The sequence below is a fragment of the Tropicimonas sp. IMCC6043 genome (genome assembly GCF_004146235.1).
Lineage (GTDB): Bacteria > Pseudomonadota > Alphaproteobacteria > Rhodobacterales > Rhodobacteraceae > Tropicimonas.
In genome coordinates this window covers 199,073-218,180 of sequence record NZ_SELO01000001.1, presented here as the reverse complement: position 1 = coordinate 218,180, position 19,108 = coordinate 199,073, and the positions used below count along the sequence as shown (strand labels likewise).

Genomic DNA, 19,108 nt, shown 5'->3' with positions numbered 1-19,108 from the left:
GCCGCCGCTCGGGCGTCATCCGGGGTCATTCGGCCGCCGGCGCCACGTCGCGCGCCTCGACCCGCTGGATCAAGTGGACCAGCGTCAGTGCCGCGGCCGCCAGCAGCATCGTCGCCAGCATCAGCGGCAGCGGCGTGCCGTCGAAGGCGAGCCCGACCGGCACTGCGATTATGACGGCAATCACCGTGCCGACCGACCCCAGAACCGAGGCGGCCATGCCGGCGATATGGCCCATCGGCTCCATCGCCATGGAATTGAGATTGCCGAGCGTCAAGCCGTTGAGGAAGAATACCGCGCAGGTCCAGACAAGATAGATCGCGAATGACGCGGTTGGCGGCAGTGCCCCGATCCAGAACAGAAGCGTCATAAGCGCCGACAGCGCGAGCTGCGACGTGAGCGCAATGCGGACGAGGTAGCGCATGCCGTAACGGCCGACCAGCGCCGCGTTGAGCAGGCTGGAACCGGCCGCCACGAGGCCGATCATGCCGAACCAGAGCGGGAAGCGGGCGCCCTCGTGGAAGGTGATGTCAAAGATCTGCTGAATCGAGCTGATATTGGCGAAGAGGATCCCGAAGCACAGACCCTGGGCCAACACGGCGATCATCACCATCCGGTTGGAAAAGACTTCGACCACGCCGCGGGCCAGCAGCCTCGGGCGGATGGCGCGGCGATTGGCGGGTGCGAGAGTTTCCTCCTGGCGCAGCGCCAGCCAGCCGGCGCTGAACAGGGAGAAAAGGAGGAAGGCGCCGAAGATGCCGCGCCAGCCGGCGATCGCGATGATGCCCGCGCCGATCGTCGGGGCGACCGCGGGCACGAGCGTGAAGACCATCATCACGAAGGACATGAGGCGCGCCATTTGGCGGCCCGCATAGAGGTCGCGCACGATGGCGATGGCGGCGATGCGGGGGCCGGCGGCGCCGAGCCCCTGCAGGAAACGCGCCGCCAGCATCAGCTCGAGCGTGCCGGCGCGCCAGGCCAGTGTCGCGCCGATCATGTAGACCACGGCACCGCCGAGGATCACTCGGCGGCGGCCGAAGGCGTCCGCAAGCGGGCCGGTGACGAAGGTGCCGAGCCCCATGCCGAGCACGAAGCTGGTGAGAATGAGTTGGGCGCGGTTCGGCGCGCCCGGGCTGAGTTCGGCGGCGATCTCCGGCAGCGCCGGTAGCATCGAGTCGATGGAAAAGGCGATTGTCGCGAAAAGCATCGCGATGAAGGCGATGAATTCCGCCTGTGGAAGGCGCTTGGGCATGTGGGTAATCCTTGTTACCCGCCGCCTAACATGTTTCCGATGTTTCGTTTATTGTGGAAATTTGAACAGAACCCGGAAGTGGTCTCGGCAAATGCGAACAGCGCACTCAGCCGATCTGCTCGTTGATCTCGTCGATGAGCCGGATCCAGAGGTCGGGAGGCTGGGCACCGGGAACGACATGCTGGTTGGCGATGATGAAGGTCGGCACGCCGGTGACGCCGCGCTCGCGGGCGTTGGCGTCACGGGCACGGATCTCCTCGCTGTCGGCATCGCCTTCGAGCAGGCGATGGATGGCGGCGGCGTCCATTCCGGCGCCGTCGGCGATGTCGGCCAGGACGTCGCGGTCTCCGATGTCGCGGCCTTCGTCGAAATAGGCCGAGCAGAGCGCGCCCACGACCTCCATCTGCTTGCCCTCGAGGCCCGCCCAGTGGATCAGGCGGTGGGCGTCCAGCGTGTTGGGCGTGCGGTCGATGGCGGTGAAATCGATGTCGAGCCCGGCGGCCTCGGCCGCGTCGGCGATTTGCGCATAGGCCGCGACCGCACCCTCCTTGCCGCCGAATTTCGCCTCGAGATAGGCGCGGCGGTCCATGCCCTCGGGCGGCATATCCGGGTTGAGCTGGAACGGATGCCATTCGATCACGAAGGGATGTTTCGGGCGCGCCTCGAGAGCGGTGAGAAGATGGGTGCGTCCGATATGGCACCAGGGGCAGATCGGGTCGGCAAGGATATCGAGCTTGATCATGGCCCCCCGTGTATCAGGCTGTGCGGTCGGGCCAAGGCGAAACTCGCCTATTTCTTCATCGCGCCGACCTCGGCAGAGGGAAACTCGGCGGGTTGAACGGCGTTTTCCCTTTGCCTTTCGGTGCCGTCATGACACGGCGGAGAGCGACTTCCGGTCGATCTTGCCGTTGCTGTTCCGTGGAAGGCGTTCGAGCCATCGGTAGAGGCGCGGACGCTTGTAGGCGGCCAACCGCTCGGCCGCAAAGGCGGCAAGCGCGGCCTCGTCCAGCAGCTCGGGCGCGCTGTAGAAGGCGCCGATGACGCGCGTGTCGGCCTTCACCTCGACTTCGGCACAGGCGATCTCGGCGAGGCCCGGAAACCCCGCCAGCGCCGCCTCGATCTCGAGCGGCGAGACGCGGAAGCCGCCGGCGTTCATCATGTCGTCATCACGGCCGAGATAGGTGACGGCGCCCGCCTCATCCATCTGGGCCATGTCTCCGGTCAGGAACCAATCGCCGGAAAACCGCGCTTTTGTTTCTTCCGGCGCATCGAGGTAGCCGAGCATGAGGCCCGGGTCGTCGCGGTGGATCGCCAGAACGCCGGGCGTTCCGCGCGGGACCGGAGCCCCGTCCGGGCCGAGCAGCGCGAGGCGGCGGCCCGTCTGCGGAAACCCCGATGCGCCCGGCGGCGCGGGGCGGGCCGGGCAGCCGGAGAGATAGGTCGAGCATTCGGACATGCCGAGCGCCTCGTGCACCGCGGTGCCGGTCGCGCTCTGCCAGGCGTCGCGAAGCGCCTCGGGCAGCTTTTCGCCGGCCGAGAGCCCGTGGCGCAGCTTGGGCAGACGCATCGCGGGGCGGTCGCGCAGCATCTGGCGATAGACGCCGGGGGCCGCGGCGAAGAGCGTCGCGTCGTGTCGAGCGAGCAGCAAGGGAAGCTGCTGTGGTTTGGTGCCGGCAGCCGGGATCAGCGCGGTGGCGCCGATCGCCCAAGGGTCTAGAAGGCCGGTGCCGAGCGTGTAGGTCCAGTTGAAGCTGCCGGCATGGAGCAGGCGATCGCTTTCGCGAAGGTCATACCAGTCCCGCCACATCATCTGCCGCGCCCAGACCGCGCGGTGGGCGTGGATCACGCCGCGCGGCCGGCCGGCACTGCCGGATGTATAGACGATATAGGCCGCGCGGTCGGGATCGCCGAGCGCCGGACCCGTGGGCGGACTGGCCTCCATCTCGCGCAGCGCCAGCGCCGGAATGACCGGGCAGGGGCAGGGATCGGGGAGCGAGATGTCCGGCGCGGCGACGATGGCGGCGGGGCTGGTCTCGCGGGCGATGCGGGAGATCTCGGGTACCGTCAACGCCGCGGAGGCGGGGATCGGCAGTATGCCGGCCCAGATCGCGCCAAGGAAGGCCAGCGGAAACTCGACCTCGTTGCCGAGCCGCATCAGCAGCCGGTCGCCGGGCTGGAGACCTGTCGCCAGCAACCCCGCGCCTATGCCCGCCACCGCCTGGGCCAGCGCGCCGTAACGCCAACGCGCGGCGCCGGTGGGCGAGAGGATCGCCAGTGCGGTCTTGTCGGGCAGTGCGTCGGCGCGCCCCAGCACATGCGCCGCGAGGTTGAAGGCGGCGGGCGGCGGTGGCGGCGGACTGTCGTAATGGACCGAGAGCATGGGGCCGATCTTCGCCGGGAGCGGCCCGGCCCGCAAGCGGTGGCGGCATTGCCATGCCGCCACCGCGGTCCTAGAACCTGTCCATGAACGATCAGGACAGCCCCCGGACCGACCCTAAATCCCTCATCCGCATCGAGCGGGAGAGCGGCGAGACGGTGTCGGGAGAGCCGCTCGACCTCGGCGCGCGGGTGCGCGAGCTCAGGAAGGCGAAGGGCTGGACTCTGGAGCAGGCGGCCGGGCGGGCCGGCCTCGCGCGCTCGACGCTCTCGAAGATCGAGAACGGGCAGATGTCGCCGACCTATGAGGCGCTGAAGAAGCTTGCCGAAGGGCTGGCGATCTCGGTGCCGCAGCTCTTTACGCCGCCGGCAAAGCTCGGTGCCGGCGGGCGGATGGTGGTGACAGAGGCCGGCGCCGGGACTGCCCATGCCACGACGACCTACGAACACGAATTGCTGGCCGAGCGGCTGACCGCGAAGAAGATGCTGCCCTATCGCGCGCGGGTGCGGGCGCGGGACGTGGAGGAATTCGATGGCTGGGTGCGGCACGAGGGCGAGGAATTCCTGCTCGTTCTGACCGGCGTGATCCGGCTCTACACGGAGTTTTATACCCCCGTCGAAATGCGCCGCGGCGACAGCGCCTATTACGACGCCACGATGGGGCACAACGTGATCTCGGTGAGCCAGGAGGACGCGACGATCCTCTGGGTGACCTCGCTCGGCTGAGGCCGGTCCGGCAGCCCGGATCAGGAATCGGGCGGCAGCAGGCCGAGACCGCGCAGGTAGATGCCGATGCCGGTCTCGAGCAGGTCCTCTGGTGGGAAGGGCGAACGGGCGCCGGGTGCGCCACGAGCGTAAAGCTCGACAACGCCATGCGACATGGCCCAGATATGCGCCGTGACCATCTGCGCAGGCGGTCGCTTTTCGGGCGGGATATGGGCCGAGAGCTCCTCGGCGGCGCGCTCCAGCACCGCCTTGCCGCGCTCGGCGGCGGAGGCGAGCTCGGGGCGGCGATTCAGCGAGAGTCCGGCCTCGAACATCGCCTGATACTGTCCGGGGAACTTCCGTGCAAAGGCCAGATAGGCCCGGCCCACCGCCTCGAAGCGGGCGAGGGCGGAACTCTGGTCCTTGTCATAGGCGTACTGCATGAGATCGGCAAAGATCTCGAACCCCTGCCGGGCAATCTCCTCGAGCAGGTCCTCCCGGCCCTGAAAATGCCGGTAGACTGCCGCCGGCGTCACGCCGGCCGCCTTTGCCGCCTCCGACAAGGTGAAGCCCTGCGGACCCTTGGCCTCGATCAGTCCGAGCGCCGCGTCGACCAGGGCCTGCCGCAGATTTCCGTGGTGATAGCCACGTTTAGACATGGATCAGGGCAGGTCCCCCGCAGATCTTGGGGTCGACATCGCCCACGATCTTGTCCTTCTTGCCGTCATAGTCAATCTGACTCAGCACCAGCCGGATGCAGGCAATCCGTGCCCGGCGCTTATCGTCGGCGCGGATCACCGTCCAGGGCGCATAGATCTCGTGTGTCAGGTGCAGCGTCTCGGAAATCGCGTCGGAATATTCCTGCCAATGGTGCAGACCCTCGACGTCGATCCGGGAGAGCTTCCATTGCTTGAGCGGGTCGTGCTCGCGGGAGAGCATCCGGTTGAGCTGCTCGGCCTGCGAAATGTTGAGCCAGATCTTGAACAGCCGCACGCCGTCCTCGGTGACCAGCTTCTCGAAATCGGGAAGCTGCTTGAAGAAGGCCTGCCGCTCCTCGTCGGTGCAGAACCCGAAGACCTTCTCGACGACGCCGCGGTTGTACCAGGAACGGTCGAACAGCACGATCTCGCCCTTCACCGGGAGCTGCTCGATATAGCGCTGGAAATACCATTGCCGCGCCTCGCGGTTCGACGGCGCCGAGAGCGCGACGATGCGGGTCGCCCGCGGGTTCATGTGTTCGCTGAACCGCTTGATCGCGCCGCCCTTGCCGGCAGTATCGCGGCCCTCGAAGACGACGGCGATCCGCTCTCCCGAGGCCTGCGCCCAGGCCTGTAGCTTCACCAGTTCGATCTGCAGCTTGTGCAGCGTCTCCTCGTACTCGTCCTTGTCCATGCGGTCCTTGTAAGGGTAGCTCGCGCTCAGGATCGGCTTTCCCTCCGCCTCCTTGATCGCTTTCTGGACGTCATTGGATGTTTGCTTCTTGTAAAACTCGCTGATGGCGCCATCGAACGGGAGATGTGGCATAGTTCTTCCCCTTTTCCGCGGCTCAGTATGTCGTCGGGGGAAAGTCAGCGCAATCCGGCCCGTGCTACCGCGCGTATAATCGCCGCAACCGTGGCGTCCGGGTCCGCGTGATGCGGCATGTGGCCGATACCTGGCAGTTCGGTCAGCCGCGCGTTGCCGAGCCGGCGCGCCATCTGGCGGGCGTGGACCATCACCGAGCCGACCGTGTCATGCTTCCCTTGCAGCACCTCGACCGGAAGCTGCAACGAAGCGTAGCCTCTGGCGAGCCGGGTGACCTCCTCGCGCAACCGGGCCACCTGGCGGGCATTGCTGCGGAAGGTCGGGCGGAGCAGGTCGCGCGGCAGCAGGAGGCGTTCGGCATAGCCCTCGGGCACTGGCTGGGGCGCGAAGATTGTCTCCAGAGTCGAATGGGTAAAGGCGCGTTCGGAGGTGACCGAGATCACCGGCACCAGCGCCGCGCCATCGGGCTCGCGCGAGGCGAGGCGGCGGAACGCGTCCATGTCCTCCGGCCAGGGCATGGTGACACCGGCGAGCGTCGTCACCGCGGCGACGCGGGCCGGCCGGTCGAGCGCCCAGGCCATGGCGACGCCGCCGCCGAAGGAGTGGCCGACGACCACCGCCCGCGCGATGCCGAGCGCCGCCGCCGCCGCGTCGAGATGGGCGGCCTGTTCGCCAAAGCTCTCGCCGCGGCCATGCAGCGCCTCGGAGCGGCCGAGCCCCGGGCGGTCGAAGGCAGTCACGCGGAAGCGGGCGGCAAGACGGTCAAACAGGCCGAAATCGAAATCCGCCGAATGGCTCGCGGCGCCGTGCAACAGGATCACGTCCGGACCGTCGCCGGCGACATAGGCCTGGACATCTCGGCCGCCTACCTCCAGCACCCGCCCGCAGGACTCGAACGCCCGGCCCGTCCGGCGCATCGCCGGCGGACCGGGTTCACCAATGGCCGGTGCCGATGGCATTGGGGTCGAAGGGGGTCGACTGGTAGATCTCGTTGATCCAGTTGCCATAGAGCAAGTGGGCATGGCTCCGCCAGCGGTTGGTCGGCATGTTCTCCGGGTCGTCGTCGGGGAAGTAGTTGACCGGAACCTCGATCGCCGCGTTTTCGGCGACGTCGCGATCATATTCCTCCTTCAGCGTACCGCTGTCATATTCGAGATGGTTGAACATGTAGAGCGCGCGGTGGGCGGGGTCCTCGACCAGCGCCGGTCCGACCTCGTCGGAGGCGATCAGCGGGACGAGATCCGGCACCGCCTCGATCTCGTCCTGGCGCATCTCGGTCCAGCGCGAGACCGGCATCAAAAGGTCATCGGAGAACCCGCGCAGATAGGGCGAGGCGGGTGCAAGATTCTGGTGCCGGAAGCAACCGAACGCCTTTTCTTCCAGCATGTGTTTCTTGACGCCGTGGAAATGGTTGATCATCGCCATGCCGCCCCAGCAGACGCCGAAGGTGGAATGCACATGTGTCTGGGTCCAGTCGAAGATCCGGGTGAGCTCGTCCCAGTAGGTCACTTCCTCGAAAGGCAGGTGCTCGATCGGCGCGCCGGTGATGATGAGCCCGTCGAATTTCGTGTCCCGCTCCTCTTCCCAGGGGCGGTAGAAGGCCTCCATATGCGCCGCGGCGGTGTTTTTGGCCTCGTGGTTCGAGATCCGGATCAGGTGCAGGTCGATCTGTAGCGGAGTCGCGCCGATCAGGCGCGCGAACTGCGTCTCGGTCTGGATCTTCTTCGGCATCAGGTTCAGCAGGCCGATCCGGAGCGGGCGGATATCCTGCCGCGCCGCGCGGTTCTCGCCCATCACCATCACGCCCTCGGTCTGCAGGATATCGAAGGCAGGCAGGGTCTCGGGGAGCGTGATCGGCATAAGGCGAACCTCGGTTTCGGGAAGCCTCCAGATAGGCGCATTGCCGGAAATTCACAAGCCGCTATGGGCCCTTTGCACCGGCCGCCGCCCCGACGTCAGCACCTGTCGATGGCCCGTCCGATCAGTGCCTCGAACTTCGCCGGGCTGTCGGCCTCGGAGATCTCGGCCGCGGTCACCGTCACGCCCCAGTTCCGGGCCATCGCCGCATAGGCCGGCTGGCGTGCCGCCATCGCCCGCCGATAGGCGAAGCGGACGAAGAGATCCGGATCAACATCGCCTTCGTCGACGTTGTTTTCACGCAGGAATTCATCCCAGGCCGCATCGGTGAACGCGGCCCGGTAGCACATCGGCTTCGGCGCCTTGTCAAAGCGGCGCACGAGCTCGTCGCGATGCGCATCGTTGCCCTGGATCCAGACCAGCAGCATCGCGCTGGCAAGCGTTTGCAGGATCTCGTCGCCGGGATCGTCCGGGGACACGACCTCGCAGATCGAGCCGCCGGAATCGCAGACGAAATGCGGATAGTCGTAGAGATCCACGGCGCGCTCGATGAAGCGCGGCGCGTCAAGCAGCGCGGCGCACTCTGCGTCGTGATGTTGCTCCTGGCGCTTGCGGTATTCGGCAATCGAAAGACCGCCCCTGGCCGGATCGCCCGGCTTGCCGAGATAGGTCGAGAGCGGGGAGAGGTTGTCGAAGGTGATGTTGGAGGCGATGTAGATCGAATCCGACATCAGCAGCGCCCGCAGATGCGGAACCTTCATCGCTTCGCGCTTGAACTCGTCGGAGATCAGCTCGCCCATGTAGCGGGTTCCGATCCGGTAATCGACGGAGTAGTGGAACCAGCCGCCGGAGCTGCGCAGCATGTTGGAGACATGGGTTTTGCCCAGCCCCGACATGCCGAAGAGCAGCACGCGTTTGCGTGGCGCGGCGGCCCAGTCGGCGGCGGTGGCGTAGAGGCGGGGGGCGAAGCTCATGGGGCCTTGGTACCGTTGCTGCAGGAGCGAGGGAAGCCCCCTCGCATGGGCGGCCGGTTCGCCCGTCGCCGTCCCGTGGGAGACCGGCGGCGGGCGAGCGTGTCAGCCGAGCGCGTCGTTGCAGCGCTGGCAGGTGCCGGGATGCGTATGTGTTCCGACATCGGGCAGGATCTTCCAGCAGCGCTGGCATTTCTCGCCGGTCGCACGCGCGAAGACCACGCCGACGCCCGGCACGTCATCAAGGGTGAAGGCCCCCTCGGGCGCAACGTCCTCGATCAGGGTGATCTGCGAGGAGATGCAGACATCGGCGAAATTCACCGTCCGCAGCAGCGCCACCAGCGTCGCATCCTCGACATAGACCTCGGGCGCAGCCTCGAGGCTCGACCCGATCACCTTGGCCTGACGCTGGACTTCCAGCGCCGCGGTGACGACCCGGCGCACGTTGCGGACCCGGTCGACCAGGTCGGCCAGTTCCGGCTTTCGCCAGTCCGCCGGGGTCTCCGGCATGTCCTGAAGGTGCACCGAGCCGGCCGCGTCCGGGAACCGCTCCAGCCAGACCTCTTCCATGGTGAAGACCAGCACAGGCGCGAGCCAGGTGGTCAGCCGGTGGAACAGGACGTCGAGCACCGTCAGCGCCGCGCGACGGAACCGGCTGTCATCGGCGTCGCAATAGAGCGTGTCCTTGCGGATGTCGAAGTAGAAGGCCGAGAGATCGACGGTCGCGAAGTTGAACACCTTCTGGAAGACGCCCTGGAAATCATAGGCGCCATAGCCGGCGCGCACCTCGGAATCGAGCTCGGCGACCCGGTTGAGCACCCAGCGTTCCAGCGGCGGCATGTCGACCGGCAGCACCGGCTCGATGCTGTCGAAATCGCCGAGGCTGCCGAGCAGGAAGCGCATCGTGTTGCGTAGGCGGCGGTAGCTGTCGGCGACGCCCTTGAGGATCTCAGGGCCGATCCGCTGATCGGAGGTGTAATCCGACTGCGCCACCCAGAGCCGCAGGATGTCGGCGCCATATTGTCGGACGACCTCCTCGGGAAGGATCGTGTTGCCCAGCGACTTGGACATCTTGTTGCCCTTCTCGTCGAGCGTGAAGCCGTGGGTCAGCACGCCGCGATAGGGCGCGCGCCCCTGGGTGCCGCAGCTTTGCAGGAGCGAGGAATGGAACCAGCCGCGGTGCTGGTCGGTGCCCTCGAGATAGAGGTCGGCGATTCCGTCCTCGGTCCCGTCCGGCCGGTCGCGCAGCACGAAGGCGTGGGTGGAGCCGGAATCGAACCAGACGTCGAGGATGTCGAAGACCTGTTCGTAGGCGTCCGGGTCGTGGTCGTTGCCGAGGAAGCGCGCCTTGGCGCCCTCTTCATACCAGGCGTCCGCGCCTTCAGCCTCGAAGGCGGCGGTGATGCGGGCGTTGACGGCCGCGTCGCGCAGCAGGAAGTCGGAATCATCCGGCCTCGCGCCCTTCTTCACGAAACAGGCGAGCGGCACGCCCCAGGCCCGCTGGCGCGACAGCACCCAGTCGGGGCGGCTCTCCATCATCGAATGGATCCGGTTGCGGCCCGATGCCGGCGTCCAGGTGACCGTGTCGATGGCCGCCAGCGCGCGGGCACGGATGGTCTGGCCGAGCGCGTCCTGGTCGTCGCCGACCTTGCGGTCGATCGAGACGAACCATTGCGGCGTGTTGCGGAAGATCAGCGGTGCCTTCGAGCGCCAGGAATGTGGGTAGGAATGCTTCAGCCGGCCACGGGCGATGAGCGCATCCGCATTTGCAAGCGCCTCGATGACCCGCTTGTTGGCGTCCTTTTCCTTGCCCTTGTGGTCGAAGATCACCGCACCGCCGAAGAGCGGGAGGTCCGGCCGGAAGGAGCCGTCCTCAAGCACGTTATGGGTCATCTTGAGCCCGTGGCGCACCCCGAGGATGTAGTCGTCAGCACCATGACTGGGCGCCGTGTGGACAAAGCCCGTGCCGGCCTCGTCGGTGACATGATCGCCCGGAAGCATAGGCACGTCATAGTCCCATTCGCCTTCGCCGCCCTCGATACCGCGGAACGGGTGGGCGCATTGCAGCAGGTCGAGCTGCGCCGCGGTGACGTCGCGCAGCCGGGTGAAGCCCTCGACCCGGGCGGCTTTCATCACGTCCTCGGCCAGGTTGTCGGCCAGCAGGTATCGCTCGCCGGTCTTCGCCCAGTTCTCTGCCGGCGCCGCGGTGACCTCGTAGAGCCCGTAGGAGAGCTCGGGGTTGAAGGCCACGGCGCGGTTCTGCGGGATCGTCCAGGGAGTGGTGGTCCAGATCACGACATTCACGCCGCGCAACTCCGAGCGCGCGCCGGTGGGTTCCACGGCGCGGGCGACCGGGAACTTCACCCAGATCGTGTGGCTCTGATGCTCGTGATACTCGACCTCGGCCTCGGCCAGCGCGGTCTTCTCGACGACCGACCACATCACCGGCTTGGAACCCTGGTAGAGCGTTCCATTCATCAGGAACTTCATGAATTCCTGCGCGATGACCGCCTCGGCATGGTAGTCCATCGTCAGATAGGGATCGTCCCAGTTGCCGGTGACGCCCAGCCGCTTGAATTCGGCGCGCTGGATACCGACCCATTCCTCGGCAAAGGCACGGCATTCGCGGCGCAACTCGACGACCGGCACCTCGTCCTTGTTCTTGCCCTTCTGGCGATACTGCTCCTCGATCTTCCACTCGATCGGCAACCCGTGGCAGTCCCAGCCGGGGATGTAGCGGGCGTCGTTGCCCATCATCTGCTGCGAGCGGACCACCATGTCCTTGAGGATCTTGTTGAGCGCGTGGCCGATATGCAGGTGCCCGTTGGCATAGGGAGGGCCGTCATGCAGCGTGAAGGGCGGGCGCGGCTCCGCCTCGGCCTTCTCGCGCAGCTTGTCATAGATGCCGATCTCCTCCCACCGCTCGAGCCAGCCGGGCTCGCGTTTCGGCAGGCCCGCGCGCATCGGAAACTCGGTGCGCGGGAGATTGAGCGTGTCCTTGTAGTCGGGGGCGTCGGTTCGGGCTGTGTCGGTCGTCTCGGCGCACATGGGGTGGCGTCCTTCTGGGTCATCGATGTTCGGAGAATTCGGCGGCGCGGGGAGCCCATGCGCCTTGTCCCGGCGGCTCGTCTGTCAGAGCGCCGGGATGGTAATTCGCAGAATGATCGAACGAGTCAGCATCTTGGGCAGGGCCTTAGCGCAAGGTCGCGCGGGGGTCCAGAGCGGTGACGTGGCGCGGCGTCGCGGGCGCGGTGCCTAGCGACGCAGCCCGGTGCCGATCCTGTCGAGGACCTGCTCTATGCCGGCCGGAGCTCCGGAGGGGCGGGTTTCGGCGACGATTGCGTCGAATCGCCGGCGCAACGCGTCCTTCTCCTTGCCGCGGCAATCGTTCCAGGGGCGGCCCTGAAGCCCCATTTCGATCACGTAATAACCGATGAAATGCGGCCGCGTACCGGCGGCCAGCAGGCGGCGATAGGCATCGTCGGCGCCGAGCGCGCGAAGTTCCTCCGCGGATGTGATGCCAGCACGGGCAAAGCCAGCCTCCATTGCGGGGCCGAGATTTCGGATCGAGGAGATCGGGGACGCCATGGCGGCAGGATAGCCGCCCCGGCATTCCCGGCAAGAGGCTCAGATGCTGGCGAAGTCGCGGAAGCTGTAGCTGGGGGCGTCGCCGGATTGGGACTGGTCGGAATCGCGGCGATCGTCCGTGCGCGCCTGTTCATCATCCTTGGAGGGCGGAGTCCGGAAATTCTCTTCTTTCATATCACTTCTCTCAAATGGTGCGGCGCGGGGCCGCGGATCGTTGATACTGCAATGAAAGCATGGGATTGAGAAAAGCCGAAAGAAAATTGCCGTGAAAGCCGGCAATTGTTACAAATGTTATCGCTAATATTGCGAGAATGTGAATATTAGGCGGACGGATCGCTACTGTCCGGGCGGGAGGCGGCGATGAGTCGCGTTCCGATCGCGCGGAAGACCAGGGTCATTCCGAAGAGAATCATAGCAATTCGGGCAACATGCATGGTCGAGACATAGGCGACGTCCTGCCCCATGGCGAGCGACAGCAGCGACATCTCGGTGAGCCCCGCGGGGGAATAGGCGAGCACGGCCTGGGCCAGTGGCGTGCCGGTCAGCGGAAGGAGCAGGGCGGCAAACCCGGTCGTGACCGCGAGCAGGACGAGCGCCGATCCGAAGCCAAGCGCCATGTCGCGGCGCATCTCGGTCACGGAGATGCCTGCAAAGCGGCAGCCGAGGATCGTGCCGATGGTGATCTGGGCGGCGACGACGAAAAGCGAGGGCGGCGCGGCGGTGACGATCCCGGTCATGTGCGTGGCCGCCGAGGCCAGCATCGGACCGAAAAGCATCGGTGCGGGCAAGCGGAGGCGGCGGCCCAGGAGGAGCCCGGCGACGCCGCCGGCGACCAGCAGGGCGGCATCGCGCAGGCTGAGGTCTGTGAGCCCGACCCAGCTTCCGGGGCCGCGTGCGGCGCGGATGTCGAGCAGCAGCGCGAACACCAGGGCGATGATCGAGATCGACAGGAAGATCCGCAGCGCGTGGGCAAGGGCGATGCGCCGCTCGTCGCCGCCGGCCTCGGCGCCAAGGACGACCATCTCGTTTATCCCGCCCGGAGCGGCGCAGAAGAAGGCGTTGACCGGGCTGTAGCCGCCGACGCGGCGGTAAAAGGTGTAACTTGCGACGGTGGCGGTGGCGAGGAAGGCAGGCAGCAGAAGGAGCGTGCCGATCCATTCGCCGATATTGGCGAAGAGGCCGGGGTGGAAGCCCGAGCCGAGCATCACGCCGATAACCGGAATGACGACCTGGCGCAGGCCGGCGGGGCCGTGCAGCGGCGCTCCGGCGACCGCGGCGAGGCTGCAGCCAATCATCGGCCCGAGCATCCAGGGCAGGGGCATGCCGAAGCGGCGCGCGGCGATCCCGGAGAGGATGCCGATCGCGGCGGCCAGCGCGATCTTTGGCCAGAGGGAGGAGGGGGGCAGGGTCATGAGCGGGTCCGTTCCCGCCCATTGCCATGCGCGCGCCGCCCTTTGCAAGACGGCGCAGAGCCTATTGCGATACTGCTGCCAACAGCGCCGCGTTTCCGCCCGAGGCCGTCGTGTCGACGCAGAGGTGGCGTTCGAGCTGGAAGGCAGAGGCCGGCGCGAGCCCGGTCAGAAGCGGCAGGATCGGCCCCGGTCGGCCCGCGAGGGCGCGGCGCAGCGCGCGGGCGGTTTCCGCGTCGCCCCACCAGAGAACGGCGCCGAACCCCTCGAGGCCGTCCAGCGCCGCGGGAGGCAGGTCGGCGTCGAGCGGGATCGGCGTGGCGCCCGCGGCGCGCACGAGATCGGCCTGAGCCGCGGCGCATTCCGCGCCCGGGCCGAGGCACAGGACGGGCGCGCGGGGCAGAGTGGTCAGCCGGTTGAGTTCGCCGGTGGGGCCGGGCATGTCGATCTGTTCGATGGGCGTGTCCGAGCGGTTGGCCGCGTCGATCTGCGACTGCACGGCCGCGGCCGTGGTCGCCTCCGCGAAAGGCTCGGCCGGTGCGTCCGGACCGGCGGGCGCTGTGAAATGCGGCAGGTAGGCCGGTCCGCCGGCCTTGGGCCCGGTGCCCGAAAGCCCCTCGCCACCAAAAGGCTGGGAGCCGACTATGGCGCCGATCTGGTTGCGGTTGACGTAAAGGTTGCCGGCGGCGACGCGGTCGACCACCGATTGCACGCGGTCGTCGATCCTCGAGTGCAGCCCGAAGGTCAGGCCGTACCCGGTCGCGTTGATCGCATCGATGACCCGGCCAAGCTCGGCGGCCTTGAAGGTGGCGACATGGAGGACCGGACCGAACACCTCGCGCTCCAGGTCGGCGATGCCGGAGATGCGGATGAGGGCAGGGGCGCAGAACAGGCCCTCCGCGGGCGCGTCGAGGCGGAAGATCAGCCGGCCCTCGGCCTCGGCTTTCGCGACATGCGCGTCGATCACGCGTCGCGCGTCCTCGTCGATCACCGGGCCGACATCGGTCGAGAGATCCCAGGGCATGCCGAGCGAGAGGCATTGCATCGCGCCCTTGAGCATGTCCAGAAGCCCCTCCGCGATATCCTCCTGGACGTAAAGGCAGCGCAGGGCAGAGCAGCGCTGGCCCGCGGACTGGAAGGCGGAGGCCAGGATATCGCGCACCGCCTGTTCGGGGAGCGCGGTGGAATCGACCACCATCGCGTTCAGTCCGCCGGTCTCGGCGATGAGCGGGGCGTCCGGAGCGAGACTCTCGGCCATGGAACGGTGGATGATTTGCGCCGTATCCGTGCCGCCGGTGAAGCAGACGCCGTCGACACGCGGTTCGGAGGTGAGCGCCGCGCCGACCGTTTCGCCGGTGCCGGGCAGGAGTTGCAGTGCCGTCGCCGGCACCCCGGCCTCATGCAGCAAGTGCACGGCGGCTGCGGCGATGAGCGGGGTCTGTTCGGCGGGCTTGGCGAACACCGCGTTGCCGGCGGCAAGCGCCGCAGCGATCTGGCCGGTGAAGATCGCCAGCGGGAAGTTCCAGGGCGAGATGCAGGCGAAGGTGCCGCGTGCCGGCCGGTCGAGATGTTCGATGCGGGATGCGTAGTAGCGCAGGAAGTCGACCGCCTCGCGCAGTTCGCCGACGCAGTCGGGCAGGGACTTGCCGGCCTCGCGGGCGGCCAGCGCGAAGAAGAGGCCGAAATTCTCCTCGTAGAGCGACGCGGCGCGGCGCAGCGTGGCGGCGCGTTCGAAGGGCTCGGCCGTCCAGGGATCGGCGGCCGCGAGCGCGGCCTCGACCTGCGCCGGGCTGGCCTCGGTGACATGGCCGACGATATCGGCGGGGTCGGCGGGGTTCACGACCGGCCTGCCGTCGCCGACATGGGTCTGGCCGGCAATGATCGGACCCTCGCTGAAACGCTTGGTGCGGAAGGGGGCGCGGGCCGCCTCGATCTCGGCCAGGTCATCGGCATCGGTGAGGTCCCAGCCGCGCGCATTGCGGCGGTCCGCGCCGAAGAGATCGGCCGGGCGGACCACCGGGGTCGGCCGGGTCAGCGCGGCTTCCGCCTCGGCGATGGGGTCGCGGGCGACCTCCGCGGCGGGCACGGCCTCGTCGACGATCTGGTTGACGAAGGAGGAGTTGGCGCCGTTCTCGAGCAACCGGCGGACGAGGTAGGCCAGCAGGTCACGATGTGCGCCCACGGGCGCGTAGATCCGGCAGCGCGTGCCCTCGCGGTCCTTGACGATCTGGTGCAGCCGCTCGCCCATGCCATGCAGGCGCTGGAACTCGAAGCTCTGCCGGTCCTCGGCCATGTGCAGGATCGCCTCGGCGGAATGGGCGTTGTGGGTGGCGAACTGCGGATAGATCCGGTCGGTCATGCCGAGGAGCCGCCGGGCGCAGGCGATATAGCTCACATCGGTGATCGGCTTGCGGGTGAAGACCGGGAAGCCCTCGAGCCCCAGCACCTGCGCCCGCTTGATCTCGCTGTCCCAATAGGCGCCCTTGACCAGCCGCACGGTGAAGCGGCGGTCGAGCGTCTCGGCGAGCGCGTGGATCCAGTCGAGCGCGGCGTCGGCACGCGGCCCGTAGGCCTGCACCACGGTGCCGAACCCGTCCCATCCCGCCAGCCGCTTGTCGCGGGCGACGGCCTCGAAGACGTCGAGCGTGATCTCCAGCCGGTCGGCCTCCTCTGCGTCGATGTTGAGCCCCATGCCGGCATGCTTGCAGGCAAGCGCGAGGTCGCGAACGCGGGGGACGAGTTCGTCCATCACGCGGCCGCGCTGGCTTACCTCGAAGCGCGGATGGAGTGCGGAGAGCTTGACCGAGACGCCCGGGTTCTCGCGGATGCCGCCGCGCCTCGCCGCCGGCGCGATCGCCGAGACCGCGTCCAGGTAGGCGCGGTGATAGCGCAGCGCGTCGGCCTCGGTGCGCGCCGCCTCGCCCAGCATGTCGTAGGAATAGCTGTAGCCCTTCTCCTCCATCTTCGCCGCGCGCTTGAGCGCCGCGCCGATGCTCTCGCCGAGCACGAACTGGTTGCCCATCTGTTTCATCGCCTGGCCGACGGCGGAGCGGATCACCGGCTCGCCCAGCCGCCGGACGGCGCCGCGGAGTGTGCCGGCGAGGCCGGGATGGTCGCTCTTGAGCACCCGGCCGGTGAGCAAGAGGCCCCAGGTCGAGGCGTTGACGAGATAGGAGGCCGACTTGCGCAAGTGGGCGGACCAGTCGGACGGCGCGATCTTGTCCTCGATCAGGGCGTCGATCGTGGCCGCGTCGGGCACCCGTAGCAACGCCTCGGCGAGGCACATGAGCGCGATACCCTCGTCGGTCGAGAGACCATATTGCGCGAGGAACATTTCCATCAGTCCGGGATCGTCCGAGCCGCGGATCGCCTCCACGAGCGCGGCGCCGCGTGCCGAGATCGCCGCACGATCCGCGTCGGAGAGCGCCGCGAGCGCGGTCAACTCGGCTAGGCGCGTAGGCTCGTCCGGGTGAGTCAGGGCGTGAAGGCGCGCGCGGGCGGTATCGAGCGTCGTGATCATGGAATCAGCCTGTCAAATGGGGGCCACTCGAATCTATCCGCTTGCAGGCGGTCGGTTTGCCCTTCCTTTCAAAGAGTGCAGGCAATATTCCCGATTTTGCAACCAGAGGAAGGACAGATGGCCGAGAAACGCCTTGCCGCACCCGAACTCGATTCCTTTGACCTTGCGATCCTCGAAGCACTCTCGGCCGATGGCCGGCTTCCGGCGACGGAACTCGCGCGTCGCGTCGGTCTCTCGAAATCCCCCGTCCAGGCGCGGATGAAGCGGCTGGAGGCGGCGGGCTACATTCTCGGCTACCAGGCGATCCTCGATCCGATCCGGCTTGGCCGGGCGCATGTTGCCTTCGTCGAGGTTCGGCTTTCGGAAACCAGCGAGGCCGCGCTCGCCGCCTTCAACCGGGTTGTCCGGAAGATCCCCGAGGTCGAGCAATGCCACATGATTGCGGGCAGCTACGATTACCTTCTGAAGGTCCGCACGGCGGATATCGCGAGTTACCGGACCGTCATGGCCGAACGGCTGTCGCAACTGCCGCATGTCGCGTCGACCTCGACCCATGTCGCCATGGAGGCGGTGAAGGAGGGGCGGTTCTGAGCCGAACGCTTGTTCTCTGTTGCCCACACCGACGATTGGTAGGCGGGACAATGAAGACTCAGGCTGCGCCAAACGTCCTGCTCCCGAGACCTATTGGTATTCGGATACCAAATAGGCCACAATGTCAGCGATCATTCCGGGTGTACGATCTGGCGCCCAGTCCATGCGAGTGCCAGGTACCGTCAGCATCGGACGCAACGCAAATGCATAGATCCGCTCCGGCGTCCAGACGCCTCCGTGTGCCTTGAGCGCGTTGGAATACTCGAAACCCGGAAGGTCCGCCACAGGTCGCCCGATCACGCCGATCAACGGAGGACCGGCATCAACGTGGCCAATGAGCGGTTCACCTTCCGGCAAAACAGTGTGACAAGTTCCGCAGGTCTGCTGTGCTAGGATCCTGCCGCGCTCGGCGTTGCCGCGTTCAGCAAGGTCCAACGGAACCTCTGGAGGCATCGGTTCGGCGCCATTTTCCCTCAGGAGTTCTGCTATTTCCTCACTGCCCTGAACGATCGAGATATGCAAAGCTGTCGCGGGTCCATTGATGGAAGCCCGAAACGACGCAATCCCGATGACGTTCGGATCGGCGCCGCCGGCAAGAAGAACCTTGGCAACGTCGGTTTGCTTTCGAAAGGCGGCGACCATGAGAGGCGTCGCCTGATCTCCACGGCCCACATTCGGGTCTGCGCCTGCTTCAAGGAGCGCAATCGTCGCCTCGACCTGACCGAACTGCGCGGCTGCAACTAGGGGGGAGCCCATCTTGCTCGGTGCATCCAGGCTCGCGCCCCTCGTTGCCAGGAGCCCGATCGCCTCTGCGTGTCCCCTCATCGCTGCGTAGTGCAGCGGAGACGCCATCGTGTCGGCCTCGTTCACGTCCGCGCCGTCGTCAAGGAGGCGCCTGATCTCTTCGATGTCGCCCTTTTTGGCGGCATCGTTTAGTGGTCCTGCGCTGGCTGGCGCAAGAAAAGCAAAGGAAAAGAGAGTGAGAAGGACAGTTCGCATTTTCTCCTCCTGCGATGACGCGCATTTAAAGAGACGTGACGCAGCGTAACACAGCAAGGGAAAACTCAGAAACGTCTTTGGCGAACAGCGCCTTTCAGAAGTTTGCCTGCCGCCGACTAGGATGAATGCTTGTCGGGTCTAGGATGCCGACCGGTGCCGGAATGCCCTGAATGACAGAGGAAAACGCCTTTGCATCCCGGGCGGGAAGTCTTGCGACAGGCCATCCGCTACGACAAGCACTGAGAGAAGCGCCGCAGTCGCGTCGAGACCAATGTTGAGGCGATGGAAAGAAAGGCGGCGCGTTGCGACTCGCAGCGAC

The 19,108-nt window shown here is 66.9% G+C and carries 16 protein-coding genes; 2 read left to right on the top strand and 14 right to left on the bottom strand.

Features of this window, described 5'->3' with window-relative positions; all coding sequences use genetic code 11:
• Nucleotides 1-25: 25 nt before the first annotated feature.
• The 3 genes from EU800_RS01050 to EU800_RS01040 all read right to left on the bottom strand — a co-directional run bounded on the left by EU800_RS01050 (nucleotide 26) and on the right by EU800_RS01040 (nucleotide 3,629).
• Entirely contained in the window at nucleotides 26-1,249 is a 1,224-nt protein-coding gene (locus tag EU800_RS01050; protein ID WP_129627549.1) for a multidrug effflux MFS transporter, read from the bottom strand.
• 106 nt (nucleotides 1,250-1,355) lie between these two features.
• On the bottom strand, nucleotides 1,356-1,991 hold the full coding sequence (locus EU800_RS01045) for a DsbA family oxidoreductase (RefSeq protein WP_129627546.1): 636 nt from the start codon (nucleotides 1,989-1,991) through the stop codon (nucleotides 1,356-1,358).
• A 126-nt stretch (nucleotides 1,992-2,117) separates the two neighbouring features.
• Nucleotides 2,118-3,629: a class I adenylate-forming enzyme family protein gene (locus EU800_RS01040; RefSeq protein ID WP_129627543.1), complete on the bottom strand. Its 1,512-nt coding sequence runs from the start codon at nucleotides 3,627-3,629 to the stop codon at nucleotides 2,118-2,120.
• Between the two features lie 83 nt (nucleotides 3,630-3,712).
• Between EU800_RS01040 and EU800_RS01035 the strand changes: the two genes are divergently transcribed.
• A complete protein-coding gene (locus EU800_RS01035) occupies nucleotides 3,713-4,351 on the top strand; it encodes a helix-turn-helix domain-containing protein (protein ID WP_129627540.1) in 639 nt (212 codons plus the stop codon).
• Nucleotides 4,352-4,371: 20 nt separating this feature from the next.
• Here the strand turns inward: EU800_RS01035 and EU800_RS01030 are convergent, their stop codons facing one another.
• From EU800_RS01030 to putA, 10 genes are all read right to left on the bottom strand, one after another.
• Nucleotides 4,372-4,989 carry a TetR/AcrR family transcriptional regulator gene (locus EU800_RS01030; RefSeq protein ID WP_129627537.1) on the bottom strand — a complete coding sequence of 206 codons (618 nt, stop codon included), beginning with the start codon at nucleotides 4,987-4,989 and terminating at the stop codon, nucleotides 4,372-4,374.
• Nucleotides 4,982-5,854: a polyphosphate kinase 2 gene (ppk2, locus tag EU800_RS01025; RefSeq protein ID WP_129627534.1), complete on the bottom strand. Its 873-nt coding sequence runs from the start codon at nucleotides 5,852-5,854 to the stop codon at nucleotides 4,982-4,984. Before ppk2 ends, EU800_RS01030 begins: the two co-directional genes overlap by 8 nt.
• Before the next feature lie 44 nt (nucleotides 5,855-5,898).
• A complete protein-coding gene (locus EU800_RS01020) occupies nucleotides 5,899-6,771 on the bottom strand; it encodes an alpha/beta fold hydrolase (RefSeq protein ID WP_165354523.1) in 873 nt (290 codons plus the stop codon).
• Nucleotides 6,772-6,787: 16 nt separating this feature from the next.
• Nucleotides 6,788-7,714, bottom strand: coding sequence for a homoserine O-succinyltransferase (gene metA, locus EU800_RS01015; protein ID WP_129627528.1), 927 nt, complete (start codon nucleotides 7,712-7,714; stop codon nucleotides 6,788-6,790).
• 95 nt (nucleotides 7,715-7,809) lie between these two features.
• Nucleotides 7,810-8,685: an ATPase gene (locus EU800_RS01010; RefSeq protein ID WP_129627524.1), complete on the bottom strand. Its 876-nt coding sequence runs from the start codon at nucleotides 8,683-8,685 to the stop codon at nucleotides 7,810-7,812.
• A gap of 102 nt (nucleotides 8,686-8,787) precedes the next feature.
• On the bottom strand, nucleotides 8,788-11,730 hold the full coding sequence (gene ileS, locus EU800_RS01005; RefSeq protein ID WP_129627521.1) for an isoleucine--tRNA ligase: 2,943 nt from the start codon (nucleotides 11,728-11,730) through the stop codon (nucleotides 8,788-8,790).
• Nucleotides 11,731-11,937: 207 nt separating this feature from the next.
• Entirely contained in the window at nucleotides 11,938-12,270 is a 333-nt protein-coding gene (locus EU800_RS01000; RefSeq protein WP_129627518.1) for a TfoX/Sxy family protein, read from the bottom strand.
• Nucleotides 12,271-12,309: 39 nt separating this feature from the next.
• On the bottom strand, nucleotides 12,310-12,444 hold the full coding sequence (locus EU800_RS27880; RefSeq protein ID WP_256369747.1) for a hypothetical protein: 135 nt from the start codon (nucleotides 12,442-12,444) through the stop codon (nucleotides 12,310-12,312).
• 146 nt (nucleotides 12,445-12,590) lie between these two features.
• Nucleotides 12,591-13,682 (bottom strand): AbrB family transcriptional regulator, encoded by a 1,092-nt coding sequence (locus EU800_RS00995; protein WP_129627515.1) that lies wholly within the window; start codon nucleotides 13,680-13,682, stop codon nucleotides 12,591-12,593.
• Between the two features lie 61 nt (nucleotides 13,683-13,743).
• Nucleotides 13,744-17,199: a bifunctional proline dehydrogenase/L-glutamate gamma-semialdehyde dehydrogenase PutA gene (gene putA, locus EU800_RS00990; RefSeq protein ID WP_129627512.1), complete on the bottom strand. Its 3,456-nt coding sequence runs from the start codon at nucleotides 17,197-17,199 to the stop codon at nucleotides 13,744-13,746.
• A 117-nt stretch (nucleotides 17,200-17,316) separates the two neighbouring features.
• Between putA and EU800_RS00985 the strand changes: the two genes are divergently transcribed.
• A complete protein-coding gene (locus tag EU800_RS00985; protein ID WP_129627510.1) occupies nucleotides 17,317-17,790 on the top strand; it encodes an Lrp/AsnC family transcriptional regulator in 474 nt (157 codons plus the stop codon).
• A 90-nt stretch (nucleotides 17,791-17,880) separates the two neighbouring features.
• On the opposite strand, the gene EU800_RS00980 is transcribed toward EU800_RS00985, so the two are convergent.
• Nucleotides 17,881-18,789 (bottom strand): ankyrin repeat domain-containing protein, encoded by a 909-nt coding sequence (locus tag EU800_RS00980; RefSeq protein ID WP_129627507.1) that lies wholly within the window; start codon nucleotides 18,787-18,789, stop codon nucleotides 17,881-17,883.
• Between the last annotated feature and the right edge of the window lie 319 nt (nucleotides 18,790-19,108).